Origin of the sequence: Bradyrhizobium sp. AUGA SZCCT0222 (assembly GCF_018130205.1) — a bacterium.
Lineage (GTDB): Bacteria > Pseudomonadota > Alphaproteobacteria > Rhizobiales > Xanthobacteraceae > Bradyrhizobium.
This window is the reverse complement of the sequence record NZ_JAFCLX010000014.1, coordinates 88937-115557: the sequence shown is the minus strand read 5'-3', so window position 1 is coordinate 115557 and position 26621 is coordinate 88937. Positions and strand designations below refer to the sequence as shown.

Below are 26621 nucleotides of genomic sequence, written 5' to 3'. Positions count from 1 at the left end.
TACGGTGACTGCTTGCCCGCTAAATGACGGTTTTTCAAGCCAAATAAGAGCTTGATTTTACGCCGATTCCGCTTGCCGGCCGAGGCCGCCGCGCTCGTGGAACAGCCGCTCTTCCCAGGCCAGCGCGTGGGTGGCGATGGTCTCGAGATCATCATATTGCGGCGTCCAGTCCAGCGTGGCGCGGATGCGGCTGGTGTCGGCGACCATGGTCATGATGTCGCCGGGCCGGCGCGGCGCGTATTGAACCGCGAAATTGCGCATCGCGACGCGGCGCACCGCCTCGATGGTCTCCAGCACCGAATAGCCGCGGCCATAGCCGCAGTTCAGCGTGACCGAACTGCCGCCGCTGCGCAGGTACGACAGCGCGGCGAGGTGCGCCTGCGCGAGGTCGCTGACATGGATGAAATCGCGGATGCAGCTGCCGTCCGGCGTCGGATAATCGGTCCCGAACACGTCGATCTTGGCGCGCTGCCCGGTGGCGGCTTCGACGGCGATCTTCAGAAGATGCGTCGCACCGACGGTGGCAAGGCCGACGCGTCCCTTCGGATCGGCGCCGGCGACATTGAAGTAACGCAGCGCGACATATTTCAGATCGTGCGCCGCGGCGACGTCGTGCAGCATCAGTTCGGTCATCAGCTTGGAAGAACCGTAGGGCGACAGCGGCCGGGTCGGCGCATGCTCGGGCACCGGCACAGCATCCGGATTGCCATAGACGGCGGCGGTCGACGAAAAGATGAAGCGGTTGACGCCGCCCTTGACGGCCGCGTTCAGCAGGCTGCGCGTCGTCATGGTGTTGTTGCGGTAATAAGCCAGGGGATCGCGCATCGAATCCGGCACCACCACGGAGCCGGCGAAATGGATGATGCTCTCGACGCCGTGCTGGGACAGCACGCCCTCGACGAGGTTTTCGTCGCCGGCGTCGCCGATGAACAGCGGCACGCCCTCGGGCAGGAAGGCGGAGAATCCGGTGGAGAGATTGTCGATCACCACGACGCTTTCGCCGGCGTCCGCCAGCGCGTGAACCATATGACTTCCGATATAGCCGGCGCCACCGGTGACAAGCACGGTCATGGGCTTACCCTCTCTCCCAGTTGTTGCCGCCGATGCTAGCCGGGGCGCGGTGAAGAGTGGGTTTCGTCATGAGCGAACTGGCCACTATGCTTAATGTTGCGTATAGGAACCCTCGTAAACGGAGCCGGACGTGCCGATCGAGAACAATTCAGCCGATGATCTGCAGCTGATCGTGCCGAATCTGCACAGGCGCTATTCCGGCGTCACCGCAACCAACCGGATGGTGGCGCCGAAACTCGCCCGGATGTTTCGCGCGGCATGGCTCGGTTCCCACGCCCCCGACGGCATTGCGCGGATGGGGTTCGGCGATTTGCCAAAGCTCTGGCGCCGCCGCACGCCGCTGATCTGGCACGCGCGGCGCAACGACGAAATGATTGCCGGCGTGTTGTTGCGCGCGCTCGGCTGGCCGCTGAAGCTCGTGTTCACGTCGGCGGCGCAGCGGCATCATAAATCGCTGACGCGATGGCTGATCCGGCGCATGGACGCGATCATCGCCACCAGCGCGCTCTCGGCCTCTTTCCTTAAACGTGAATCAACGGTCGTGATGCATGGCGTCGATACTATCAACTATGCGCCGCCGGCCGATCGCGCGGCGGCGTTTGCGCAAAGCGGATTGCCGGGCCGTTATGCGGTCGGCTGCTTCGGCCGCGTCCGCGCGCAAAAGGGCAGCGACGTCTTCGTGGAGGCGATGTGCCGGCTGCTGCCGCGCTATCCGGACTTCACGGCTGTCATCGTCGGTGCTGTTGTGCCCGAGCAGCAGGTCTTTGCGAATGGCCTGAAAAAGCAGATCGAGGCCGCCGGCCTGCAGTCACGAATCATCATTACCGGCGAGATCGCGATCGAGGAAGTGCAGCGCTGGTATCAGCGGCTGACGATCTACGCCTTCACCTCGCGCAACGAAGGCTTTGGATTGACGCTGATCGAGGCGATGTCGTCCGGCGCGGCGCTGGTGGCGTCGCGGGCGGGCGCGGCCGAATTCGTGGTCGAGGACGGCGTCACCGGCGTGCTGACGCCGCCCGGCGACGCTGATGCCTTGGTGGCGGCGCTGGAACCGCTGATGCGCGATCCTGCCTCGGCGGCGGCGATGGGGGTGCGGGCGCGAGCGCGCGTGCTGGAGAAGTTTAGTCTCGAAGCTGAAGCCAATGCGATCGCCGAGGTTTATCGCGGTCTTTCTATTTCGTCTCCAAACGCGTGATGTCCGATTCATCCAGATGAGCTGTTTTCTCATCAAGAAGAGGATTTGAGTACCAGTCGGCGCTATCGCCGGCCTCGCCGTGCTTGACGGTGTGAATGACCGAATTGCGATACATGTAAACGTTGTGCGAAACGTTCGGCTCGGTAGTGCATATCTCGTTCGGTCCGAATATGCGGATCTTCAAAGCGCCTTCGACCAGTTCGGCGAGCGCCATTCTGCCCCGCTGGACGATATAGGTTTCGCGAACGTTGCGGTGATAGTGGCTCTTTTGCCAGCCGCCGCTGTCGGTCGCCTCGGTCCGGATATAGGCCGTGCCATCGTCGTGCTTCAGGCGAAATCGAAATTCGCCGTTTGGCATTTCGTTATGTTCGATCGAGACGCCTTTCGTCCGCGCTTCTTCCGGCCCAACGCCGCGTGGTTGATCGGCCATGTTCGATTCCTCTTCGGCTAGGCCGTGTAGCTGTAAATCCGTTGCGCGTGACGCGAGGCTAGTCCGCTTCGCCCCGTTAGCGACCAAGCTCGTGCGGAATATGCCGCGAAGGGCCATTTAGCCACAAGCGGCCGATACTTGCCTTCGTGACTTTACGCTCCGATTGCGCGGAGCGCCTTGTAGCCCGCGGCAACTGAAGACATGGATTTTATTTCTCCGTCTTCGAGCGCCTTGATCACTTCCTGCAGCGACATTAATACAACTTCGACTCCTGACGCCGCTTCCAACTCGTCAAGGCGTTGCTTTCCTGTCAGCTGACATCCGCTCGCAAGGAAAATATGCACTAGATTCGAATTCTTGCTTGAATCGTCAAAGCAGGTTCCCAAGTCCATCATGCTGCTCGGCGAATAGCCGGTCTCTTCTTCGAGCTCCCGCGCTGCTGCCGTCACCGGTGATTCCGACCGAAAGGTGCCGGCCGGGAATTCCAGCGTGATTGCCTGCACGCCATGCTTATACTGCCGAACAAGGATAAGCTTGTTTTCTGTTGTGATCGGGACCGCAATAGCCACACTGGGCCGCTGCGAGACAAAGTAATCGTCAACAACGCGCCCGTCAGGTAATTTAACGGTGTCTCGCCGGAGCTTATACCAACGGTGGTCGAAGACCATTTCGCTCGACATTAGTGTCCAGGGCAGAATCAAGAAACCCTCCTCACTTGGTGAGATGGTCGTTTGGGTTGACTGGCCAGTCGCCCGGAAGCGTTTGGACCCTATACCACTTGGTACTACCGTAGAAACGATCCGATGCTGAGGGGAGCCTCGGAAGGTAGCAAGTCACGCAGCGCACACCTGCCTTAGAATATCTGCGACATACGCATCGAGGTCGCCGCCTGCAAAAAGAAAACCCGGCAGGCCGACGGCTGCCCCGGCCTCGATATCGGTCGGGCGGTCGCCAATGACAAAGCTGCCCTCCTGACGCACCGGCCAGTGCGCCATCAGATCATGGATCATGCCGGGGCTTGGCTTGCGCCAATGATGATTCTCGAGATAGCCGGCGACGGTGCCTTCCGGATGGTGCGGGCAGTACCTGATATCGTCGATGACGGCGCCTTGCGCCGCGAGCTCGGCGCGCATCCAGTCATGCAGCGTGTTGAGTTCGGCTTCGGTGAAATAACCGCGGGCGATACCGGCCTGGTTGGTGAAGAAGAACACGAAATAGCCGGCATCGTTCAGCCGCCGGATCGCCTTTGCCACATTCGGCATCCAGCGAATCCGTTCCCGCGTTCCGACATAGCCGTCGTCATGGTTGACGACCCCGTCGCGGTCGAGGAAGGCGGCGGGCTTCTGGATGGCGCGGGCGAGGTCGGCGCCGCTCATTTCGGAGAGGCCTCGCGCATCATGGCCTGCTCGATCTCGTCGCAGATGCCGTGACCCATCGCGAGATGGATCTGCTGCACCACCGGTGTGTCGTCGGTCGGCGCCACCAGCAGATGATCGCAATCCGCGCCCATGGCCGCGCCCTTGCCTCCGGTGAAGCCGACCGTGACAAGACCGCGCTCGCGCGCCTTGCGCAATGCCGTCAGGATGTTCGGCGAGCGCCCCGACGTGGTGAGCGCGAGCAGCACGTCGCCGCGCACGCCGAGGCCTTCAACCTGGCGGGCGAAAATCTGTTCATAGCCGTAATCATTGCCGATCGAGGTCAGCGCCGACGTGTCTGTCGTGAGCGCAATCGCCGCGTAGCCGGGCCGGTCCTGCTTGTAGCGGCCGACGATTTCGGCGGCGATGTGCTGGGCGTCGCCGGCGCTGCCGCCATTGCCGATGATCAGAAGCTTGTTGCCGGCGCGCAGCGCCGCAATGATCGCGGCTGCAATGGCGTGCGCGACGGCCAGCAGTGCCGCGTCGCTGTTGGCGCGTTCGAGCGCGACGAGCGACTCTTTCAGGTGGGCGGCGATCAGGTCTTTCGAATTCTGGCTCAAAATGCACCGTCAGGGTTGCAACGCGCAAGTTCTACCTTGGAAGTCTTGGTACTGATCGTGCGGTCCATGCGCAAGGTCACGGGGGGAGCTGCGCACGCGCGCGGGCTTCGCCGAGCACGCGCTGCACGATCTCGACCACGTCGGATGCCGGGATGTCGCGCATGCAGCGATGCTCGTTCATGGTGCAGACCGTGCGCTGGCAAGGCTGGCAGCTGAGCTGCGATCTGGTTTGCAGGACCGTCGCAGCCAGGCCGTTCAGCGGCGCCCAGAGATAGGGGCTGGTCGGCCCGAAAATGCCCATGGTCGGCGTGCCGATCGCGGCCGCAATGTGCATCAGGCCGGAATCATTTGAGATGGCGACGCTGGCCGCCGCCATCGCCAGGATTCCGTTGCGCAGGTCTGACCCGGTGAGGTCGCGGATTCGAGGTCCGCCGACGGCCACGATCTCCTGCGCCAGCGCCTTTTCGCCGGGACCGCCGACCACCCAGACCTCAAAGCCGCGTTCTGCCAGCAGCCGGGCCGCTTCCGGGAAATAGGTCCAGCGCTTGGACGCACCGACAGAACCCGGCCCCAGCGCCACCGCAGGCCCCGTACCCAGCCCATTAGCCTGCCGCCAATGGCTGGCATCCTCGGGCGGCACGGCCAATTGCGGCACCGGCCATTCCGGCGGCAATGGCGCGCCATCGGGCAGCGCCAGCGCGGCATTCTTGTCGATAAAGCGGGGCAGGGCTTTTTCGCCCCAGCGCATCCGGTTGATCAGCCCGAACCGGGCTTCGCCGAAGAAGCCTACCCGTTCCGGGATACCGGCCAGCGCCGGCGCGATCGCCGCCTTCCAGGTCCGGGGCAGGACCAGGGCGGTCGCATAGCCCCGCGACCGCAATTCCCTGGCCAGACCCTGCTGCCTGGCCACCGCCAGCCGGCTGCGCGGCAGGTCCCAGACAATCCCGGCGCGGACCCCCGGCATGTAATCGACCAGGGGGGCGCAAAGGGAGGTCACCAGCAAATCGACCGGCCGGTTCGGCCAGCGCTGCTTGAGGACGCGCACCACCGTATGGCCTCGGACGAAGTCGCCGATCCACATATACGGGATGATCAGGATCGGCCTGGTGTCGGCCGCATCCTCCATCGCGATCCCGATTTGTGAATCTATATTCATATCTTGTGTCTGACGCCCGGCCTTTTTCCGGCTTCGGAGGTAACCGCTCCTAACCGGCAGGTAAAGTCGTCCCCGCGGTCTTCACCAAGGCCCACAACCCAAGTTGCCTGCCGGGCGCGTCTGAGGCAAAGCTGGCGCCGCACAATCACGGCAGGGGACGGCATGTTACTGGTGACCGGTGGCGCCGGTTTTATCGGATCGAACGTCGTGGCCGCGTTGAACGACGCGGGCCGCACCGACGTGGCCGTGTGCGACATCCTCGGCCATGACGGCAAATGGCGTAATCTGGCCAAGCGCCAGCTTGCCGACTTCGTTCCGCCGGCGGAACTGATGGAGTGGTTGAAGGGCCGGCGGCTTGACGCCGTGATCCATCTCGGGGCCATTTCCGAGACGACCGCGACCGACGGCGATCTCGTCATCGAAACCAATTTCCGGCTGTCGATGCGGCTGCTCGACTGGTGCACCGCGAATGCGACGCCGCTGATCTATGCGTCGTCAGCGGCGACCTATGGCGACGGCGAGCGAGGCTTTCGCGATGACCAGTCCGTGGAAAACCTGAAAAAACTTCGGCCGATGAATCTGTACGGCTGGAGCAAGCATCTGTTCGACATGGCGGTGGCCGAACGCGCCGCGCACGGCGAGCGGTTGCCGCCGCAATGGGCCGGGCTAAAATTCTTCAACGTGTTCGGGCCCAATGAATATCATAAAGGCACGATGATGAGCGTGCTGGCGCGGCGCTTCGACGACGTCAAGGCCGGTCGCCCCGTGCAATTGTTCAAGTCGCACCGCGAAGGCATTGCGGACGGCGATCAGCGCCGCGATTTCATCTATGTCGACGACGTCGTTCGCGTGATGATGTGGCTCTTGGCGACGCCCGGTGTCAGCGGTCTGTTCAACGTCGGAACCGGCACCGCGCGCAGCTTTCGCGACCTGATGCTCGCGGCCTACGCCGCGCTCGGCGCCAAACCGAACATTGAGTATATCGACATGCCCGAACAGATTCGCGGCAGCTATCAATATTTCACCCAGAGCGAAGTCGATCGGCTGCAGCACGCCGGCTATAACGGCGGCTTCACGGCGCTGGAGGACGCGGTCGACGCCTACGTGAAGGGTTTCCTCGACCGCACCGACCGCTTCCGCTGACGGGCCACAGGTAAGACCATATGTTTGATTTTGACGCCCTGTCGCATGCCATTGCCAGCCGGACCGTGCTGTGCGTCGGCGATCTCATGCTGGACGAGTTCATATATGGCGAGGTCTCGCGGATTTCGCCTGAGGCGCCCGCGCCCGTCATTGCGGTCCAGCGCAGCGAGACCAATGTCGGCGGCGCCGGCAATGTGGCGCGCAATATCGCCTCGCTCGGTGCACGCTGCATCTTTGCGGGATTGATCGGCGAAGACGAAGCGGGCGCGAAACTGCGGACGGAGCTTTCGCGTGAGACCCGGATCGAGGCCGTGCTGGTGTCCGATCCCAACCGGCCGACAACGCGAAAAGTGCGTTTCGTCTCCGAGCATTTTTCGACCCATATGCTGCGCGCAGATTGGGAGCTGGCGCAGCCGGCGGCGCCCGACATTGAGCAAAAGCTGATCGACGCCATCCTGCCGCAGCTCGCCCGTGCCGACATCGTGCTGCTGTCCGACTACGCCAAGGGCGTGCTGACGGCGCGGGTGATCCGCAATGTCATCGACGCCGCCAAGAAGCTCGGCAAGCGCGTGATCGTCGATCCCAAGAGCGCCAATCTGGCGATCTATCGCGGTGCGACGCTGCTGACGCCCAATCGCAAGGAGTTCGCCGAAGCGACCCGCAGCCGCGCCGACACCGAACAGGGCATTGCCGCTGCGGCCCAGGATGCGATGTACCTGGCCGATTGCGAAGCCATGCTGGTGACGCAAAGCGAACACGGCATGACGCTGGTCGTTCGCGGCGGAGAGGCGATTCATGTGCCGGCGCTTCCGGTGAAGGTGCGCGACGTCTCCGGCGCCGGCGACACGGTCGCCGCCGTATTGGCGCTGACGCTCGCCGCCAACGCCGATTGGGAAACGGCGCTGCGGATGGCGAATGCCGCGGCCGCCGTTGCGGTCGGCAAGAAGGGCACCGCCACTGTCACCCCGGCCGAACTGCGGCGAAAGATCCTGCCGCATGCGTCGCTGGCGGCCGAGGAAAAAATCGTGGCGGCCGGCGGCGACCTCGATGTTCATCTGGCGGAATGGCGCAAACAGGGCCTGCGCGTCGGTTTCACCAATGGCTGTTTCGACATTCTGCATCCCGGCCACGTGAAAGTGCTGACCGCGGCGCGCGGCGCCTGCGACCGCCTGATCGTCGGACTGAACAGCGACGCCTCGGTCAAGCGGCTGAAGGGCGAGGGGCGCCCGGTGCAGGACGAACGCGCGCGCGCCGAAGTGCTGGCGGCGCTGGAGGCGGTGGATCTCGTCGCGATCTTCGAGGAGGACACGCCGATCGACCTGATCACGCGCGTGAAGCCGAGCGTGCTGGTCAAGGGCGGCGACTATACCCGCGAGCAGGTCGTCGGCTACGAGGTCGTCGAGGCCTGCGGCGGCGAGGTGCTGCTGATCGATATCCTGCCCGGACACTCTACGACCTCGCTGGTCGACCGCGCCCGCGGGGGCGCAGCGTGAACGCCAAGACGGCCACTTCGCCGGGAGGCCAGGCGCTGCCGGTCTGGCGCGATCCCGCCTGGTGGGTGAAAGCTGCCGATATTTTCGCGGTGCTGATCGCGTTCTCGCTGCCCTGGTCAACCTCGCTGGTCGGCATCTTTGCTGTGATCTGGCTGCTGGCGGTCGCGCCGACGCTCGATTTGAGGCTTTTTCTGCAATCGCTGAAGCGGCCGATCTGCGCGTTGCCGATCGCGCTGTTTCTGCTGGCGCTGGTCGGGACGCTTTGGTCCGACGCGCCATGGGACGTGCGCAGGTACGCCCTCAGTCCCGCAACGAAGCTCCTTGTGCTGCCGCTGCTGTTCTATCATTTCGAACGCTCGGCGCGCGGCATGTGGGTGTTGGTCGCCTTTCTGGTCTCCTGCGCGCTGCTGATGGTGATGTCCTGGCTGGTCCTGATATATCCCGGCCTGACGCTCAAACCGGAGGGGGCCGACCGCGGTATTTTCGTCAAGAACTACATCGACCAGAGCCAGGAATTTGCACTGTGCGCGGTCGTACTCGCTTATCCCGTCATCACACTGTTGCGGGACAAGAAGTTCTGGCAGGCATTGCTGCTGATCTCGATTGCGGCAAGCCTGCTCGCCAACATGGCGTTCGTCATCGTGTCGCGCACCGCGCTCGTCACCATGCCGGTCATGCTCGCGGTATTCGCGCTGATGCACCTGAAATGGCGGACCAACGTCATCCTGTTCCTGACCACGATCGTGCTGGGCGGGCTGGCGTGGATCGCGTCGCCCCAGTTGCAGGCGACGACGGACAGGTTCGCGCGAGATTACCGGTTGTACAAGGAACTCAACCAGCCGACGTCGCTCGGCTTGCGGCTGGTATTCTGGGAGAAGTCGCTGCGGTTTTTTGCCGAGGCGCCGATCATTGGACACGGGACCGGATCGACGCGGAGGCTGTTCGAGGCCGCCGCCACCGGTCCCGCGGGACTTGCCCAGGGCGAGGTAATCGGAAATCCGCATAACCAGACGCTTAACGTCGCGGTCCAATGGGGTTCCGTCGGGGTCGTCCTCTTGTATGCGATGTGGCTGGTGCACCTGCTGTTGTTTCGTGGCGAAGGCCTGGTGGCCTGGATCGGCCTCATGGTCGTCCTGCAGAACTTCTTCAGCTCATTGTTCAACTCGCATCTGTTCGATTTCCACGAGGGCTGGATGTACGTGCTGGGTGTCGGAGTGGCCGGCGGCATGATACTGAGGGCCAAGGATACTTAGGGTCGATACCAGGGGCGGAAGCGCGATGCCGGCGTCCACAGGCTGACAGGTCAGCGATTCAGGGATCGGGCACCGGCCGTAAACGCTGGTTTGGGTGATCGAGATGAGCTATCAGCGGGGTTTGACGTTGCGGGACAGGTTTAGTTGATCAAGAGCATGATGCGTCTTTCCAAATTAACGCTGCGGAACCTGCTGATCGCAACGCATGATGCGCTTGCGACCGGCGCAGCGTTGTTTGCCAGCTTCTATCTCCGGTTCGAAGGCGACATGTTCTACGATCGCCTGCCGTTGCTGCTGCGCATACTGCCTTTTTTCGTCGTATTCAGCGTTGTCGTTTGCTACTTCTCCCATCTCACCACGACGAAATGGCGGTTCATTTCGCTGCCGGATGCGTTGAACATCCTGCGCGCGGCGACGATCCTGACGCTCGCGCTCGTGGTGCTCGACTACGTGTTCGTTGCGCCGAACGTCCTTGGCATGCCGGTCGCGCCGAACGTGCCGGGTGCGTTCTTTATCGGCAAGATCACCATCATCCTCTACTGGTTTCTCGAGGTGTTCTTCCTGAGCGGATTGCGGTTCGCCTATCGGTATTTTCGTTACACGCGCGCGCGACTTCATGCGAAGGCCGAGAACGCTTCGCCGGCACTTCTGGTCGGCCGCGCTGCGGACGCCGAGATTCTGCTGCGCGCTATCGAGAGTGGCGCCGTCAAACGCATCTGGCCGGTCGGCGTGTTGTCGCCGTCGCCGGCTGATCGCGGGCAGTTGATCCGCAACATTCCCGTGCTCGGCGGCATCGACGACATCGAGGATGTGATTCGCGATTTCGAGGCGCGCGGCAAGCCGATCGCCCGCCTCGTGATGGCGCCATCGGCGTTCGAGCCGGAAGCGAGGCCCGAGGCGGTCCTGATGCGCGCCCGCCGGCTCGGCATGATCGTCAGCCGGCTGCCGTCGCTGGAAAGCGGAGAAACGCCGCGGCTGACCACGGTTGCCGTCGAGGACCTGCTGCTGCGTCCGAGCGAGACCATCGACTACGCGCGTCTCGAAACCCTGGTGAAGGGCAAATCCGTCATCGTGACCGGTGGCGGCGGGTCGATCGGTTCGGAAATTTGCGAACGCGTGACGACGTTCGGCGCCGCGCGGCTGCTGGTGATCGAGCATTCGGAACCGGCGCTCTATGCGATCACCGAATCGCTGGTCGAGAGCGGGACCGCTGCGCAGATCGACGGCCGGATCGCCGATATCCGGGATCGCGAGCGGATCATGCGCCTGATGAGCGAGTTCAAGCCGGATATCGTGTTCCACGCCGCCGCGCTCAAGCATGTGCCGATCCTCGAACGCGACTGGAGCGAGGGGGTCAAGACCAACATCTTCGGCTCGGTCAATGTTGCCGACGCGGCGCTGGCCGCCGGCGCCAAGGCGATGGTGATGATTTCGACCGACAAGGCGATCGAGCCGGTCTCGATGCTGGGCCTGACCAAGCGCTTTGCCGAAATGTACTGCCAGGCGCTGGACCATGACCTGGCGACGCAGTCGGACGGCAAGCCGCGGATGCGGCTGATTTCCGTGCGGTTCGGCAACGTGCTGGCGTCGAACGGATCTGTCGTGCCGAAGTTCAAGGCGCAGATCGAGGCGGGCGGTCCGGTCACGGTCACCCATCCGGACATGGTCAGGTACTTCATGACCATCCGCGAGGCCTGCGATCTGGTGCTCACGGCCGCGACGCATGCGATGACGCCGGCACGTCCCGATGTTTCGGTCTATGTGCTCAACATGGGACAACCGGTGAAGATCGTCGATCTCGCCGAGCGCATGATAAGGCTGTCCGGCCTGCAGCCCGGTTACGACATCGAAATCGTCTTTAGCGGAATGCGGCCGGGTGAACGGCTGAACGAAATCCTGTTCGCCAGCGAGGAGCCGACCATCGAGATCGGTGTGGCCGGCATCATGGCCGCCAAGCCCAACGAGCCGCCGATGCAGGTGCTGCGCAAGTGGCTCGCAATACTCGACGAAGCGATCGCGAGGGATGATCGTGCCACCATCTGGGCGGTGCTCAAGGACGCGGTGCCCGAATTCGGATCGACCGCGGCTTGACCGCTAGCGCTGGCCTGTCTGCGCAACGCGCGCCTGCGAAAACTGAAACAGGACGGCCGCAACACCGAAAGCTCCAAGCGCCAGCATCGTCAGATCGATGCTTCTTGAGGAGGCGGCGATCGTCGTCATCGCCAGGCCAGCCAAGGCGAGGTTGAGCAGGAACACGCGGCCGACGACCTGCGTGACGCTGAACCCGTTATCCGTCGCGCGCTGATAGAAGTGCGATCGATGAGCGTCCCAGAACCGTTCGCCTTTGGCCAGCCGCCAGAACAAGGTGATGGTCGCATCGGACAGATAATAGAGGGGAAGCAAAATGGCCGCGGCGAGGTGTTGACGGGATGCCAGCTCAAGCAGGCACCAGCCGGTGAGCAGGCCGATCGGCAGGCTGCCGACGTCGCCGAGGAACAGTTTGGCCACCGGCCGGTTGAATGGCGCGAATCCCAACAGGGCGCCTGCGAGCGCCAGCGCGATCGGCAGGATGTCCGCAGGAGCCTCACCCAGGAGCGCGATCGCACCGAGCGCGACGGTGATCGGAGCCATCTCGGCAACCGTCATCCAGTCAAGACCGTCCATGAAATTGACGAGATTGATGAACCAGAGCATCCCCAGCACGATGAATGCCCGCTCGATCGCAACGGGGATGATCTCGAAGAACCGGATTTGTGGCGGAAGGGCCGTGAACAGCACCACGACCACGGCCAGTTGAAGCGTCAGGCGGGGAATCACCGGGATCGGGCGAAGATCGTCGACCATGCCTACGGCAGCGAGGCAGAAAGCTGCAGCAAGCACGATCAGAATGGCCGTTCCGGAAGCGTTCGAGCCAGACAAAACTGTCAATGCCGCACCGATGGCGGTAGCGGCAATGACGGCGCAGCCCCCGCCCTGGGGCGTCGGCGTTACATGCGACGATCGCGCATTCGGCCTTGCGAGCGCGTAGCGCTGCAGCAGGGGACGCAGCGCCACAATCAGCATCGCACATATCACCGCGGCCGTGGCCGCGATTGCCAGCGATGTGGTTAGTGCAAGGACGGTCATAGGAGCATAACTGGCGATTGTCCGATTTTCGGTATCGATGACCTAGCAGGTGAGCCGGGCCAGGAGAATATGAATTTCAAGGGGGTATCGGATAGAAGGCGACGCGACAAATTCAGGCGATTTTCGATGACGCAGGCGTCGCTGGTCGAACAACCCTGACCACGCACGCGTTCAGATTGCCGAGGTATGGGCCTGCTGCCGGGGAGGCGGCCGATCTGAAACCGAGGCCATGTCCATGCGTTTCAGGGCGATAACTCCCACCACAAGTGCGAGGAAAAACTGAAAAGCGTAGGAGAACGCGAAGCCGCCGGAAAGTGCGGCGCTTACCAGGCAGAATATATAGAGGGACACAGCGGACTTTTCCGAGACCGACAACGCGCGCCAGAACTTCAGGGAAATGCCGATCGGCAACAGGGTGAGAATGGTGAAGAGCAGCAGGCCGGCAATCCCCGCTTCATAGAGCATTTCGAGGTACACATTATGCGGGTAATGCTTGGATCCTTCAGCCTTGCGCAGCAGCCAATCGGGTGCGCCAATTCCTTCATTCACCGGGAACATGCCGATCCCGCGACCGAACAGCAGCCGATCAGGTTCCGCCACTATGCTGTTTGCCGTCCGTGTCCAGATCTGCGTGCGGAAGCCCGGATTCGGATCCTGAATTTCCCGAATGGTACGGGAAATCGCGTCGCCGGCCTTGGGGTCGACGTTCTGGCCTTGAAATGCCCGCTGATAGAACCAACCCGATGCCGCCGCGACGGTGATCATCGCCAGCGTCAAGCCGACCAGCGCATGCTTTCTTGAACGAACCCACAACTCCGCAGCGGCGAGAAAAGCGAGACTGCAAATGAGCGCAATGAGCGCGCCTCTGGCGGCGATGTGAAACAAGAAAGCCAAGGCAAATGGCAACGCCACCACGGCGACAATTCGTATCGTTCGATGACGGCTCAGTCCGACCGCGGCAATCGCGGCCGCCCCGAGTACTTGTCCAATGTTCTGGTGCAAGGCGAGATAAATATCCGCGCTGCCAACACCAAATACGTCATGAATGACGCCGCCCTGCATGAGGTCGCCGGATCGGATGGCGTATTGGGCGATCACCATCAAATATATCGCCGCGGCGCCAAGCAGCATCAAAAGAACTGCGTTCAGGGCGCGCGCGGCTGCGAAGCCAAAAATCAAGAATAGTCCATGGAAACTCAGGATCCCGATCAGGTGGGTTATCGGAACGGCCGACCGGGATTGAACCAGGAAATTGATGGTCACCAGACCATAGAAGGTTATCAGAATCAGAAGAAGGTCACGGACCGAACCTGCCATATCGCCTAGTGCGCGCCAGCGGGCGGCGACGAGCGTCGCACCGATCGCGCATGTTGCGGCAAAAATGGGTGTCGAGCCGACCAGATAAAACGGAATGAACGTTTTTGCGAATGTCGCCGTCGTAACAATTGCCGCCGTCACTTCCGTAAACCGGCGTGTATTGTAGTTGACCAACATGGGGAGCGGTCTCAGTAATTATTTGAGATACGAAAACTCAAGTGTTGTGCAGCCCTTCTTGCGCTTTCGGCAAGTTCGATGATGAAGTCATATCCTGGCGCCAACGAGATCATCCTGGCGGTCGCATCCGGGATGCGCCGTTCCCCGGCTACGGTTTTACCCCGCAATGCCGGGCAAGGCTGGCAACCACGCGCGACGCGGTATGGCCATCCCAAAGCGGGATGTTGGATGGACGCCGTGGCCCCGCGCCCATCGCAGCTGTTGCTGCGCCCAGCAGGGTCTCGGGAGTCACAAGCTGATTGGTGCCGTGGGTGATCGTGACAGGGCGTTCGGTGTTGCTCCTCAGCGTCAGGCAGGGAATACCGATGAATGACGTCTCTTCCTGGATGCCGCCGGAATCCGTGATCACCAGTGCCGAACTGAAGACGAGACTCATAAAGTCGACATAACCCATGGGTTCGATCAGGCGAATGTTGGGGTGCTGCAGTCGCCCGATCAGATCTGCCGCTTCCAGTTTCGCGCGGGTGCGCGGGTGCACCGGAAACACAATATTGGTCGAGGGCGCGAGTTGTTGAAGCGCCTCAGCTATCCGCGTCAGCATAACGGTGTCGTCGACGTTGGCCGGACGATGCAGCGTGACGACGACGTATTTCTCTTCGGTAACGCCGATACACCTGGCGGAAGCCGCCCGTGATATCGTCTCTTTCAGCATGAGATAGCTGTCGATCATGATATTGCCGACGAGGTCGATCTTGGAGGGGTCGATGCCCTCCCGCTTGAGATTGTCGCTGGCATCCTCGGACGGCGCCCACAACAGGTCGCTGATGCTGTCGGTGACGATACGGTTGATCTCTTCCGGCAGCGTCCGGTCGAAATTGCGCAGCCCGGCTTCCAGATGTGCGACCGGAAGATTCAGCTTCTTTGCGGCAAGCGCGGCTGCCAGGGTCGAATTGACGTCGCCCACGACGATCACCCAGTCGGGTTTGCCGGCGAGGAGCAGGTCTTCATAGGCAACCATGATCGCGGCAGTCGACCGGGCATGGGTTTCGCCGCGTGCGGCGAGATTGAAGGCGGGCGGTGGCAGGCCGAGGTCGGAAAAAAAGGCGTCCGACATGTTCTCGGAGTAGTGTTGGCCGGTGTGGATCAGCGCCGGCTTGATCCAGTTCTCGTGCGACATCGCGCGGAAAAGCGGCGCGACTTTCATGAAGTTGGGTCTCGCCCCGACGACGATATGGGCATTTATCATCGTTGTTTGCTCACAGCCATCGCGTCGCGAAGGGCTTTGTCAAACAGCCGCGTCGTCTGTTTGATATCGAAAGCATCGACGTCGTCCTTGAGTGTTGCCAACGGCTGGCCCTGGTCATGTCTGGCAATGATACCTGTCAGCGTGTCAATCATTGCAGATTTGTCGGTCGGTGCAACGACAAAGTGTCCAAGTGGCGAAAGCACGTCTCTTGACGCGCCCTCGGACGGCGTCAGCGCGAGAATGGGCTTTTTCAGCATGAGATAGTCGACGATCTTGCTGGGCAGGAAGACGCTCAAATCGGATGGTGCGTCGATCAACAGCAGGAGGTCAGCTTCGGCGGCGTAGCGCAGACTGTCGAGATATCCAACCGTTCCGTGAAAAGTGACGATGGATCCGATACCTAATTCCGTCACCTTGGCGGCGACCTCAGGCGGACAGTGTCCGTAGAAATCCAGACGCAGGCGCCCGGCCAGCGGCGACCTGGCGTTCATTTCTGCCACGGCCTCGAACAGGTAGACCGGGTGGCGGGTACCTGCATAGATATTGCCGGTGTACATGACCCGCAGTTCGGTCGAGCGGTTGGCAACAGCAGGAGAAGCCAGCGTGTCGCGGTCGAATCCATGCGGAACGACGCGTACCTTGCGGCTCAAGAGCGGTGGATATTTCCGCATCACAAGATCAGCAGTTTGCTGCGTGACGAACACCACGATGTCAGCCGTCTCGATGATCTTGCGTTCCTGTTCCCGCCAGACCTCCAGTTTGCTGGCAATTTCGGGCACGCTGGAGTCGTAGTACAGGCTGTCGACCCAGGGGTCGCTGAAATGCGCGAGCCAGGGTACATGGCGGCGCCGCCGCACCTCCAGCCCGATCGAGTGATCGATCCAGGGTTGGGCGAAGGTGACGAGGACATCGCATTTCTGCTGCTTGAGTTGCCGGATGATGTATCTGGTCGATCGCTCGATCCAGTTCGCTTCGTCCAAATTGGCGGGTGGACGATAGCGCCTTTGGAGCCGGCGCCAGGCTGAACTGGCGGCCACACTCTCGCGGTGCTCGATATAATGTTGGCGATAGGCGCCGAGGTAGAGCTTGGCAAATTCCTCGTCGATGTTCGCGCCGACGTTGGAGGCCACGGTCGTGCTGATCACTTCCGATTGCCAGCCGAGAGGGCCAAGCGCCTTTAGCGTGCGCGCGATCTGTATAGATCGGGGCAGCACGATCGGTGGCATCGTCCAGGAGACTGCAAGGAGCGAGTTCATGCCTTCCACCGCCTGAACCACAGCTCGAGGATCATGGCGTTCCACAATCTGTGACGATCATCGTTTGCTGCATCGATGGCGGTGCCACGCGCTACCAGCCCGGCAAGGGCATCGGCCTTGAACCATGTCCGCAATTTCGCGCTCTCCGAGCAGAGACAGTCATGCGCAAGAGGCTTGAGCTCGTTACTCAGCCAATCGTAGACCGGGACCGGAAAGCCCATCTTGGGACGGGTGATGATCTCGGAAGGCACAAGTTTCGCCGCCGCGTGCCGCAAGATGCGCTTGGTCGAATAGCGTCCGTCGGATTCGCGGCCGACGCGCCAATGGTCGGGCAGGCGGGAGGCCATTTCCACCACGCGATAATCCAGGAAGGGCGTCCGCAATTCGAGCGAATTCGCCATCGACATCTTGTCGGCCTTCATCAGGAGGTCTTCCACGAGCCAGTCCTGGCAATAGGTGAACAAGGCCTGTGAAAGCGGCGAGGCCTGGCCGAAATCGCGCAGCAACGCCCGAGTTCCGTCCAGGCTATCCTGCATGTCGCCCTGATCAAGCAAAAGCTGACGCTTTGCTTCGCTGGTCATGTATGACGTCATGGTCAGTGGCTGCACGGCTTGTCGCAGATCGAGCAGGCCCTGATCGAACGTGTGATTGGACCGGGCGCCGACGGCTCTCAGCGCGCGCTGATAGAGATTGTTGGCGCTGGCGGCTTCGTCCCAACGCTGCGCCCAGACATCGAAGCTGTAGCCACCCAGAACTTCGTCGCTTCCTTCACCCGACAGCACGACCTTGACGTTTCCGCGCGCCAGCTTGCAGACGTAATAGAGCGGTATCGAGGCGAGATCGGCGAGAGGCTCGTCGGTGTAATACACGAAGTCTGGCAGGAAGTCGGTGAACTCCTTTCTGCCGATGACGATATCCTGATGGTCGGTTTGAAGCTGGGTGGCGACGAGATGGGCCCACTTGCGTTCGTCGATGTGGTCTGCGCCTTCAAAGGCGACGGAGAACGTCGACAGCTTTGGATGCGACGGCGCAGCCATTGCGGCGATGACGCTTGAATCGAGGCCGCCGCTCAGGAGAATGCCGACCGGCACATCGGCTCGCATGCGGATATCCACGGCATTCTGCAGCAGCGAGGCGAAACGTTCCACGGTCGTTGCGTCGTCCGCCGCGGACCTGGCCGGACGCGGCACCGACCACCACCGTTCGATCGATGGTCGCGGCGCGCCCCGGCTTATCTTCAGGCGGTGGGCCGGCAGCAATTTGCTGATGCCGCTCCAGATGGTGTGCGGCGCCGGCACATAGCGGAAGGTGAGGTAGTCCCAGACTGCCTGAGGGTTGACGGCCGGCGGCTTTTCAAGCGCGGCGATGATCGCCTTGATTTCGGAAGCAAAGATCAATTGCCGTCCGTCCCAGGAATAGTACAGCGGCTTGACGCCGAGGCGATCCCGCACGAGCAGCAGCGAATGGTCGCGCGCGTCGAAAATGGCCACGGCGAACATTCCGTTCAGCTCGTCGAAGGCTTTCATTCCGCGCTCTTCATAGAGCCTGAGAATGACCTCGGTATCGCTGCTGGTGTGGAATCGAACGCCGCGCGCCTGCAGGGAAAGGCGAAGCTGCGCGTGGTTGAAAATCTCGCCGTTGAAGACGAGCTGAATAGCGCCATCGGCGCTCGTCATCGGCTGGTGTCCGCCCTGCAGATCGACGATCGAGAGCCGCCGCATGCCGAGCGCGACGTGGTCCTCGACGAAATAGCCGTCGTCATCGGGGCCGCGATGCGCGATGGCGTCGCACATCGCCTTCAGACGTGTCTGACTTTCAGGCTCGGGCAATGCAGTGGTGCTGAACCAGCCGGCGATTCCACACATCAGCGGGTCATTCTCGTTTGCTGGTCATCAGCCGACGCGGCCGAGTGCAGCTGCCTCGCTGCCAGAAAGGCTTCGAATGCCCTTCGATGCGACATGCTTCATCGCCCGTTCGAACGGCTCCTGTCCGGCTACGTGCGCCGGGTCCGCATACCAGGTCAGCAACGCAGGCATTTTTTCGGTGAGTAGTTTGTCGACCGTTTCAATCATGAACTCGGCGTAGGTTGGCGCCAGAGCATAGTCCTTGCGGTCGGAAAGATGCGTCCATGAGTCCAGGATGGAGGTCGGCGCCCTGACGGATCCGAATGCCGGCAGCTCGACAACCTGATCGACGAGCGGTGCGGGGCCGTGGATCAACGCATATTCGGGCAGTGTCGTCGAGCAATAGCGATACTCCAGCTCATGCGCCAGCCGATGAACCAGCGCAAGTTGATCTGGCAGCTTGAAATGGCCGAAATGCGGAGCCCTGAATCCTTGCGGCGGCCGACCGGTCAGGCGCGTCACCGTTTCGTGGCCCTTGCGAATGTCGGCTTCGACCGCGCTGATCGGCATGTTCTCGTAAAATGTGATGCCGACATAGCGGTCGTCCCGCCACTCCGCGTGCGGCAGGTGTCCGTGGTTCATGAATTCGCAACCGCGCTCCGCGACTTCGCGATAGATGTCGATGCCACGTTCGAGCTGCACGCCGGGAACCGCGAACGTTGCCTTGATCCCAAGGCTGTCCAGAAGCTTCATGACTTCGATGGTTGCCGGAGGATCGAGATCGGTGTCGCAATCGAAGGACAGAAACAGCAGCGGCTTGCTTAGTCCGAGGGACGCGGCATGGCTCGCATATCGTTCAAAGACCGCAAGCTCATTTGGCGTGGAGGCGAGATCATTTGGCGTTGAAGTACGGCCGTTGCCAGCGATCTGTTTCAGTCGCGCGACCGCGGATGAAGGTTGCGTAGCCGCGAGCCGCACCCGCCGCATGAGACGCCCGATGGCAGATGCGCCTGTGCTGCTCACGACGGTTTGTCTCCCGTGATCCAAAGGCTCCATCCCTTGCGCGAAGCAAGCGCGTCCAGCTTCTCTTGATCCATCCGCGAAGCGAAGTTCGGCCGCCACGTGTTCAAGATCGGAGGAACGTCGGCACCGAGAACGGTGATGTTGACGTTCTGGTACGGCGCGAACAGGTCGCCGCGGACCTCAGCTTCGGTGACGGGCCATGTATGTGGATTGCCTTCCTCGCGGCCGCCGTCGCCATACCGGCTCGCGAGCTCCGTCTCGTCGAGAAACTCGTTCTCCATGTTGATGTAGCCTTCGACCCAGCGCACCGTGTAGTCGAACAGGATCGAATTGCGGTGGTACAGCATGACGCCGGCCTGTCCGCCGGGCTTCAGAACCCGAAGCAGTTCGGCAATCGATTGTTTGGTGTTGGGCGAGTGATGCAACACACCCCATGAGTAGACGTAATCGAATGTCGCGTCTTCAAATGGAAGCAGTTCTCCATCGGCCTCGTTGATGGCTCCCTTGAGGCCAAAAAGCTCGAACCGCTGCCGCGTCTGCTGGATCGCCACCGGATTGAGATCGACGGCGGTCATGTCCGCGCCGTTCCTGGCCCAGTTCATAGCCATGCATCCCATGCCGCATCCAACTTCCAGCACGCGCTTGCCGCGATAGCGGTCGTAGGGAAACATCCGGCCAAAGGGCTGATCCGGCAAATGAAGCTGCGTATTCCAGGAGTAGAAGCGCTCATCAGCCACTTCGTAAAATCGCCGGCTGCCGAGTGCGACTTTTTCCTTGGTGCCGTCCGGCCGGGTGTACTCAACGTCGCCATGCCGCTCGGCATAGGTCATCGGCGCGTTTGCCCACCAGTCGCGAATTCTGCCCTTGATGCCGGTTTGTTCCATGATACCGCGGATATGGATGGGTTCTAGGTCACTGGGTTTCTGCGCGAGATTGGGTTTTCGCGCAATGGCGGTGACCGTCCCTACGACTTTCGGGGCTGATTGCTCCATTTCAGAAAAAATGTCAATAAATCAATGCGATAGCTCATCAGAAGTTCGGCTAAACGAGTCTGCGCCAGGAAGCGGCGGAGCTTATGGGCCTGCTGTGCCGGCTGGTCGAGCCGGTAGACCCGTCGTCGCCCGTTGATGACGAATACGTCCCTGAACTGGGCCAGCAGCGCCTGTTCAACCGGGTAGAGTCCAAGTCCCAACGCATCATGATGGGCGAGGATAGCGGCATCGAACGTCACCCCGGTTCCAAGCGATTTGACCACGTCGCTGTAATCCGATCGTGCGGCGGGGAGGGGGAGCCGCTGGGCCGCCCAGGACGAGGGGCAATCGTCTTGCGCAGGGCATGCCAGAACCACCCGCGCGTCCGGCAGCGCCTTGCCGATCAGTTCACCGATGGCCCCGGCCATATAGGCGCTTGAGCGCGGGTTCGCATAGTAATCGCGGTACTGCTGCACGAACGACTTGTAATTCCCTGTGGTCAAGGCGCGCCAGAGCCAGCCGACTGCCGAGAGCAACGCGCTTCCCTCGCCAATGCGGCTGGTCGCTGCGGCATAACCGGGAATGATCACCAGGACATTCTTGACCGGTTGATCGAGGCCGAGATTAGCCGGCGTTTCTTGCGCATTCTTGTAGGCTTGCACGTGTATGGTCCCGGCGTTTCGAAATAGATTGAACTCTAGCTAGCCGCGCCCTTTGGCGCAATCACGCGACTGACGCAGGGCGGGCTGCGACGTAGAGTGACGATGCCTGCCTTGGCAGCAGCGCGCGCCCAAACCATTCGAAGGCGTCGTCGACAAACTTGTATTTGCGAATCCGGCCGTCGAGCCGCCAATCCGGCGGACCCCATCCCATGTGGTGGACTTCCTCGATCACAAGTCCGGTCGCGCGCATCCGCTCCGTCAACGTCTCTGCCGTGTAAAAGTGCACATGGTCGGTCGTTTCCATCGATTGGGGATCCCGCCTGTAGGCGAGTTGCCACCACCACGCGCCTTCGTTCGGCGTTCCGAGAACGAGGAGGCCGCCGGGCGCAAGCAGCCGCTTTACCGTTTGCAGGGCCCGTATGTCGTCCCTGATGTGCTCGATGACATGGTTGAAGAAGATGATATCGAACGAGCCGTCGAACGCGGGGAAGTCCAGAATATCGGCGAGAAAGATCGTTGCCTGCGGATTTTGTGCGCGGGCGCGGGCAAGCCGCACCATATTGTAGTCGCAGCCGTAGCTGGCTTCGGCGTAGGGCGAAAGCCATTTGAGATGATTGCCGTCGCCACAACCCAGATCGAGCAGGGCCGGTACTTTGTCCGTTCCGCGCCGCTTCAGCTCGTTGCTGAGCAGTTTCTGGACGTAGAGCCGACGCTTCTTCAAATGGTGACGCCACGGGCTGGTGGCTTCGGGCAGCTGCTCTTCGACATACCAGAGCGGGTTGATGGTTCGCGCGCGCTCGAGTTCGGCCGCGTGTGTGCCGAAATCGGCAACCAGCGCGGCAACGCCGTTCTCGAGGGCGGAAATTTTCGTGCACGCGACGCACCGCAGCGCGCCCTCGGTGGGAACGAGCTTGCCTTCGCGGCAGTGAGGACAGCGCAACCGCTGGAGCGGATCATTCATGTGCGTTCAAGGATCGATTTGTAGATGCCAACGACTTTCCGCTCGGTTACCGCGGGCGCGTATTCTTCCTGTGCCTTGCGATACGCCCCGCGCCCAAGCGCGGCCCTGCGTTCTTCGCTCGCCAGAAGCTCCCGGATAGCCTTGCCGTAGTCCTCTACCGTGTTGGCAACGAGTTTTACAATGCCGTTCTGGAGTTCCGGCACCGGCAGGCCCTGCCTTGCGTTCATCACGACCGGGAGACCCGCGAGCAAGCCCTCGAGCAGGGATTTGCCAATCTCGAAATACTCCGTATGGATCACAAACAGATCGTATTCGGGAAGCATGCGGCAAAGCTCGGCGTTGAAGACGACCGGCCGGAATGTGACGCGATCGCCGACGCCCAGTTGCCGGACCAGCTCTTCCAGCTGTGGCCGCAGCGGACCGTCGCCGACGATCGTGTAGTGCACGTCGGGCATCGCGGCGACGGCACGAATGATGTTGGAGGGATCCTTCTCGGCAAACAAGCGCCCGACATAGAGCAGCCGCGCCGGGCCGTTGATCCGGTAGTCGGTTTTCTCCTTCAGGTTCGCGCCATCGAGAATGTTGTAGCAAACCTCGACCCGTGAGATTCCCTTGCGGGCGAGATAGGGCAGGATCGGCTTGTAGACCGGCATGACCAGATGGGCCCGCTTCAGCGCCTCGCTCTCCAGATATTCATAGAACGCGTTCTGTTGTTCCTGTGCCGGCGTGAGATTGCCGCCCTTGAAGCGACGATTGGGGTTTTCGTCCAGGTTGATGTGAATGGAGGTGACGTAGGGGATTCCGAGCGCCTTGTTGATGCGGCTCGCAAGATACGTGTTCCAGTCGACGCCATGACACCGGATCATGCTAGGTGCGATGCGGCGCGCGATCTCTATGCCGCCCTTGGCCCATTTCTTCAGCCGGAAGGGCGTCAGCAGGCGATGGTGCTTCGCGACCAGATTGAGGTCATCAGGGTAGTTGTGGATGTATAACTTGGCCCGGCCAACCATGTATTGTAGCGGTTCGATCGGTGGCCGATCGTCGTTCGTCATGAGAATATGAACTTCATCAAACAACTCGCCGGGATTGTAATAGGCAGCTTGAACCTCGCCCTTGTCCGCTATGTCGGAAAGGCGGTCGGGAACGATAACGAGAAGTCTCTTCACGGAGTCTTGGCTATTCATTAGGTCAGGGCGCTCGCAGAATTGCAACGACGCTAGGAACGTTTTTCGGCTACGATCAAGTGGCGGAACGCGAAGTTCTTCAGTCCCGGCAGATTGCTGATCCATTCATCGATCATTCGATCACGCACACGATGACCCATCAGCGTTTTCCACTTCGGATGAAGGAGCGGCCAAAGCCAGCCGGGTCGGTCCGCCCAAAGCGGCAACAGTTGAAAGGCACGATGTTCGACGACAGACAGGCCGTTGTCGGAAAGCATTTTCAGGATGGTCGGCAACGGCAAGTGAAAAGACGGTGGCAGCTCGGTGTACTTGCTGACGCAGTAGGTGTTCAGCGAGCGCGAGTTGCCTAGATCCAAAACACAGCGCCCCGAGGGTTCGAGCACGCGGCCGACTTCCGAGATCACCTTGTTCAGATCGGGGATAACGTAGAGAGCGGAGAACGAATACAGTGTGCTGACGCTGCCGTCATCGAGCGGAATTGCCTTGGCGTCGCCTTCCATGAACCGGAGGTTATGGAGACCTGCGGTGGCGGCATCCGTCTTCGCCTTCTCAATGAAGGCAGCCGTGAAATCGATGCCAACAGCATCTTCCGACAAGTCGGCAAGTTCGATCAGGTGAACGCCGGTTGCGCAGCACAGGTCAACCAGACGGCCCGGTCGGGCATGTTTGCGCACCAGCTCGATCTTTTCCCATAATTGCCGGCGCGCATATTCGGGCGAGTTGCGGTCCGCATGTGCGCAAATCGTGCTGGTTTTATAGATCTTGCCAGCTTCGTAAGCTTCCTTGATCGCTTTATCGGTTGACGCAGTATTCATGATCCGGCTCTCCGTCGCAGCCGCGTAACCCAGGAGCCGAGCCGCCGGATGGGACTTGGCGGTGCAGAATCGTGCGGGACGGCGCTGCTCTGCTGGGCCAACGACAATTCGGCCCGGAACGACTGGCGCGGTTCACCGCCAAAGCGGGTTTTGAACAAGGTCAAGCCCTTTTGCTTTCGCTCGCTGGCTTCGGGAAAAATCCAGCCGCAGTCGTATCGTGTTACACCGGATGACCGCGCAGCGTTGATGGCTCCAAACATCAACAGATAGCCGGCGCCGTCGCTTCCCGCGATCTCACGCGAGCATCCCGTGTGATAATAGGCGCCCGGGCCCAGCACTGCCATATTATGAAATGCAATGGGCTCACCGGCCGGCGTCAATATCGCAAACAACCGAGCCGAGCCGGCCGTCGCGATATGCTTTGCGATGCCTGCGAAGTATGCCTTTGGATGCGGTGTCGCGCCAGTCCGTATGTAGGTTTCGGTGTGCATGTCGTAGTAGGCATCAAGATTGGCCTCCCAGTCGACCTGTTCGACGCGATAACCTGCCTTTTCTGCCCGACGGACGAGATTGCGCGCGGTTTTCGACAGGCCCATCCATACATCCTGCTCGCTACGGTCGAGCGCGATAATCTGCGATCTCAGTGACCGGTCGACGAATCCCGAGACGACGTATGGCCCAGCCTCTCTGTCTCCCGAGATGGCTCGGCGCGTGACGGGAGACGATGCGACGTCGAGGCGGATCGCGCCGTTGGCCGTCGCGCGCTTGATCGCCTCGCCAAGGACTTCACCGACGATGGATGCGTACCTTTCCGGTGCTATGCCGTCGGCGACGATCGGGCCCGCTCCCCCCCAGCCGCTCGATGCTGCGATCCGACTTGATGGCTGGAAGTGCAGCGGCATGACGGCGACCAATTCGTTCCCGTCCACCAATCCAAATCCGAGTTCCTGAAATCCCCAGGGCTCGACCTCGGTGACCAGCTGCTGCCAGCCACGCAGGCCAAAAACCCAACCGTCCGGCGAACTGCGCACAACGCTGTCCCAGTCACCGGGCTTGATCTCCGAAATTGAAACGACGGTAAGGGGCACGTGTCCTTTGCGACCTCTAGTTCTGGCTAGCCGGACGCGTTCCACCGGCTGCGCAAGGCAAATAAACCCTGGTTCTTCAGATTCGGCCTGGTGCCCAAGTAATTCCCCTGTTCGACGGCGAACGTGGTCGCGCGATCGATGTAGTCCAGATACCGCAGGCCGCCCAGAGTCTGAACTGCGCCAAAATCGAGATCAATATGAAAGATGCCATCGAGCAGGGGCAATGCGTCGATGCGGCACTCGATCACGCCGCTCTGAGGAAACTCGGTTTTTTCCTGATCATGATAGCTGTAACTGACGAACATGCGCTCGCCGACGTCGTTTACGACGAAAACAGTGAAGTAGCACGGTGCGATCAGTTTCGGCATCTCGTAGCGGATGCGGATCAACATCGTTTCGCCGGTTTGGAAAGTGCGCGTCGGTCCAGATGGCGTAGCCGTCTCAATTGATTTGATCGTCTTGAAGGGGCGTGGCCAATCCTCGGACTCGACCGCCGTCAGATCGACCAGCGGCGACAAATTTCGCAGGTCAGCTCCCTCGTCGGGATGCAGTGAGCGAAGGTACTGACTTACCGCTTCATCGGCTGGTTGATCTACGACGAGCCGTCCTTTGTCCAGAACGATGGCGCGCTCGCACATGTGACGAATGGCCTGCATACTGTGACTGACGAGCAGCACCGTTCGCCCATCGTTGGCGATCTTGTTGATGTTCTTTTCGCTTTTTTCTTTGAACGCGCTGTCACCGACGGCCAGTACCTCATCGAGAATCAGGATGTCCGAGCGCAGCAGCGAGGCCACGGAAAATGCGAGCCGCACGTACATCCCGCTTGAGTACCTTTTCACCGGAGCGTCGATGAACCGGTCGATGCCGGCGAAATCGATGATCTCGTCAAGCTGTTTGACGATTTCGGCCCGGTTCAGGCCAAGCAAGGCTCCCGCCATGAAGATATTTTCGCGCCCCGTCAGGTCGGGATGAAAGCCGGTGCCAACCTCGAGCAGCGATCCCACGCGACCATGTAATTCTGCGCGGCCTTCCGTCGGATCAGTTACGCCCGATAGAATTTTCAGCAGCGTGCTTTTGCCGGACCCGTTACGGCCGATAACGCCCAGAATCTCGCCGGCTTTGACCTCGAAACCAACGTCGTGAAGAGCCCAGAAATAGTCCGCCTCGTCGCGCCCGACCAGTGAGGTGTATTCCTTGAAATGCCCGACGAGATTTTCCATCGTGCTTCCGCG

General features: G+C 61.2%; 24 protein-coding genes. 5 read left to right on the top strand and 19 right to left on the bottom strand.

Annotated features, from left to right (window positions below; all coding sequences use genetic code 11):
- Positions 1-57: 57 nt before the first annotated feature.
- On the bottom strand, positions 58-1071 hold the full coding sequence (gene galE / locus JQ629_RS15080; protein WP_212268930.1) for a UDP-glucose 4-epimerase GalE: 1014 nt from the start codon (positions 1069-1071) through the stop codon (positions 58-60).
- Between the two features lie 130 nt (positions 1072-1201).
- Here galE and JQ629_RS15075 point away from each other — a divergent pair, with 130 nt between their 5' ends.
- Entirely contained in the window at positions 1202-2266 is a 1065-nt protein-coding gene (locus JQ629_RS15075) for a glycosyltransferase family 4 protein (RefSeq protein WP_212413360.1), read from the top strand.
- Here the strand turns inward: JQ629_RS15075 and JQ629_RS15070 are convergent.
- From JQ629_RS15070 to waaF, 5 genes are all read right to left on the bottom strand, one after another.
- Positions 2244-2696, bottom strand: coding sequence for a cupin domain-containing protein (locus JQ629_RS15070; protein ID WP_212413359.1), 453 nt, complete (start codon positions 2694-2696; stop codon positions 2244-2246). The two genes, JQ629_RS15075 and JQ629_RS15070, sit on opposite strands and share 23 nt — an antisense overlap.
- Positions 2697-2848: 152 nt before the next feature.
- Positions 2849-3397, bottom strand: a complete 549-nt coding sequence (locus tag JQ629_RS15065; protein WP_212413358.1) for an NUDIX hydrolase — start codon at positions 3395-3397, stop codon at positions 2849-2851.
- Between the two features lie 132 nt (positions 3398-3529).
- Positions 3530-4072 carry a D-glycero-alpha-D-manno-heptose-1,7-bisphosphate 7-phosphatase gene (locus JQ629_RS15060; protein WP_212413357.1) on the bottom strand — a complete coding sequence of 181 codons (543 nt, stop codon included), beginning with the start codon at positions 4070-4072 and terminating at the stop codon, positions 3530-3532.
- Positions 4069-4671, bottom strand: a complete 603-nt coding sequence (locus JQ629_RS15055) for a D-sedoheptulose 7-phosphate isomerase (protein WP_212413355.1) — start codon at positions 4669-4671, stop codon at positions 4069-4071. The genes JQ629_RS15060 and JQ629_RS15055 overlap by 4 nt, the downstream gene beginning before the upstream one ends.
- 76 nt (positions 4672-4747) lie before the next feature.
- Entirely contained in the window at positions 4748-5827 is a 1080-nt protein-coding gene (waaF, locus tag JQ629_RS15050) for a lipopolysaccharide heptosyltransferase II (RefSeq protein ID WP_212413354.1), read from the bottom strand.
- Positions 5828-5989: 162 nt separating this feature from the next.
- On the opposite strand from waaF, the gene rfaD reads away from it, so the two are divergent.
- From rfaD to JQ629_RS15030, 4 genes are all read left to right on the top strand, one after another.
- Complete coding sequence (gene rfaD / locus JQ629_RS15045; protein WP_212413353.1) at positions 5990-6970, top strand: ADP-glyceromanno-heptose 6-epimerase; 981 nt, start codon at positions 5990-5992, stop codon at positions 6968-6970.
- 20 nt (positions 6971-6990) lie between these two features.
- Positions 6991-8463 (top strand): D-glycero-beta-D-manno-heptose-7-phosphate kinase, encoded by a 1473-nt coding sequence (rfaE1, locus tag JQ629_RS15040; protein ID WP_212413352.1) that lies wholly within the window; start codon positions 6991-6993, stop codon positions 8461-8463.
- Positions 8460-9716 (top strand): O-antigen ligase family protein, encoded by a 1257-nt coding sequence (locus tag JQ629_RS15035; RefSeq protein ID WP_212413351.1) that lies wholly within the window; start codon positions 8460-8462, stop codon positions 9714-9716. The genes rfaE1 and JQ629_RS15035 overlap by 4 nt, the downstream gene beginning before the upstream one ends.
- Before the next feature lie 156 nt (positions 9717-9872).
- On the top strand, positions 9873-11807 hold the full coding sequence (locus JQ629_RS15030; RefSeq protein WP_212413350.1) for an SDR family NAD(P)-dependent oxidoreductase: 1935 nt from the start codon (positions 9873-9875) through the stop codon (positions 11805-11807).
- Positions 11808-11810: 3 nt separating this feature from the next.
- Here the strand turns inward: JQ629_RS15030 and JQ629_RS15025 are convergent, their stop codons facing one another.
- The 13 genes from JQ629_RS15025 to JQ629_RS14965 all read right to left on the bottom strand — a co-directional run bounded on the left by JQ629_RS15025 (position 11811) and on the right by JQ629_RS14965 (position 26609).
- Positions 11811-12842: an MraY family glycosyltransferase gene (locus JQ629_RS15025; RefSeq protein ID WP_212413349.1), complete on the bottom strand. Its 1032-nt coding sequence runs from the start codon at positions 12840-12842 to the stop codon at positions 11811-11813.
- Positions 12843-13013: 171 nt separating this feature from the next.
- Positions 13014-14336 (bottom strand): O-antigen ligase family protein, encoded by a 1323-nt coding sequence (locus tag JQ629_RS15020; RefSeq protein WP_212413348.1) that lies wholly within the window; start codon positions 14334-14336, stop codon positions 13014-13016.
- A gap of 148 nt (positions 14337-14484) precedes the next feature.
- The gene (gene wecB / locus JQ629_RS15015) at positions 14485-15582 is read right to left on the bottom strand and encodes a non-hydrolyzing UDP-N-acetylglucosamine 2-epimerase (protein WP_212413347.1); all 1098 of its coding nucleotides are present in this window, start codon (positions 15580-15582) and stop codon (positions 14485-14487) included.
- Positions 15579-16838 (bottom strand): glycosyltransferase, encoded by a 1260-nt coding sequence (locus JQ629_RS15010; protein ID WP_212413346.1) that lies wholly within the window; start codon positions 16836-16838, stop codon positions 15579-15581. Before JQ629_RS15010 ends, wecB begins: the two co-directional genes overlap by 4 nt.
- Complete coding sequence (gene asnB, locus JQ629_RS15005; protein ID WP_212413345.1) at positions 16835-18703, bottom strand: asparagine synthase (glutamine-hydrolyzing); 1869 nt, start codon at positions 18701-18703, stop codon at positions 16835-16837. Before asnB ends, JQ629_RS15010 begins: the two co-directional genes overlap by 4 nt.
- A 27-nt stretch (positions 18704-18730) precedes the next feature.
- Positions 18731-19804 carry a polysaccharide deacetylase family protein gene (locus tag JQ629_RS15000; protein ID WP_212413344.1) on the bottom strand — a complete coding sequence of 358 codons (1074 nt, stop codon included), beginning with the start codon at positions 19802-19804 and terminating at the stop codon, positions 18731-18733.
- Positions 19702-20589, bottom strand: a complete 888-nt coding sequence (locus tag JQ629_RS14995) for a class I SAM-dependent methyltransferase (protein WP_212413343.1) — start codon at positions 20587-20589, stop codon at positions 19702-19704. Before JQ629_RS14995 ends, JQ629_RS15000 begins: the two co-directional genes overlap by 103 nt.
- An 80-nt stretch (positions 20590-20669) precedes the next feature.
- Entirely contained in the window at positions 20670-21338 is a 669-nt protein-coding gene (locus JQ629_RS14990; protein WP_212413342.1) for a hypothetical protein, read from the bottom strand.
- A 61-nt stretch (positions 21339-21399) separates the two neighbouring features.
- The gene (locus tag JQ629_RS14985) at positions 21400-22299 is read right to left on the bottom strand and encodes a class I SAM-dependent methyltransferase (RefSeq protein ID WP_212413341.1); all 900 of its coding nucleotides are present in this window, start codon (positions 22297-22299) and stop codon (positions 21400-21402) included.
- The gene (locus tag JQ629_RS37740; protein WP_212413340.1) at positions 22296-23465 is read right to left on the bottom strand and encodes a glycosyltransferase family 4 protein; all 1170 of its coding nucleotides are present in this window, start codon (positions 23463-23465) and stop codon (positions 22296-22298) included. The genes JQ629_RS14985 and JQ629_RS37740 overlap by 4 nt, the downstream gene beginning before the upstream one ends.
- Before the next feature lie 50 nt (positions 23466-23515).
- Positions 23516-24298, bottom strand: coding sequence for a class I SAM-dependent methyltransferase (locus tag JQ629_RS14975; protein ID WP_212413339.1), 783 nt, complete (start codon positions 24296-24298; stop codon positions 23516-23518).
- Positions 24295-25329: a lipid II:glycine glycyltransferase FemX gene (locus JQ629_RS37735; RefSeq protein ID WP_212413338.1), complete on the bottom strand. Its 1035-nt coding sequence runs from the start codon at positions 25327-25329 to the stop codon at positions 24295-24297. Before JQ629_RS37735 ends, JQ629_RS14975 begins: the two co-directional genes overlap by 4 nt.
- Before the next feature lie 83 nt (positions 25330-25412).
- Entirely contained in the window at positions 25413-26609 is a 1197-nt protein-coding gene (locus tag JQ629_RS14965; protein ID WP_212413337.1) for an ABC transporter ATP-binding protein, read from the bottom strand.
- Positions 26610-26621 lie beyond the last annotated feature (12 nt).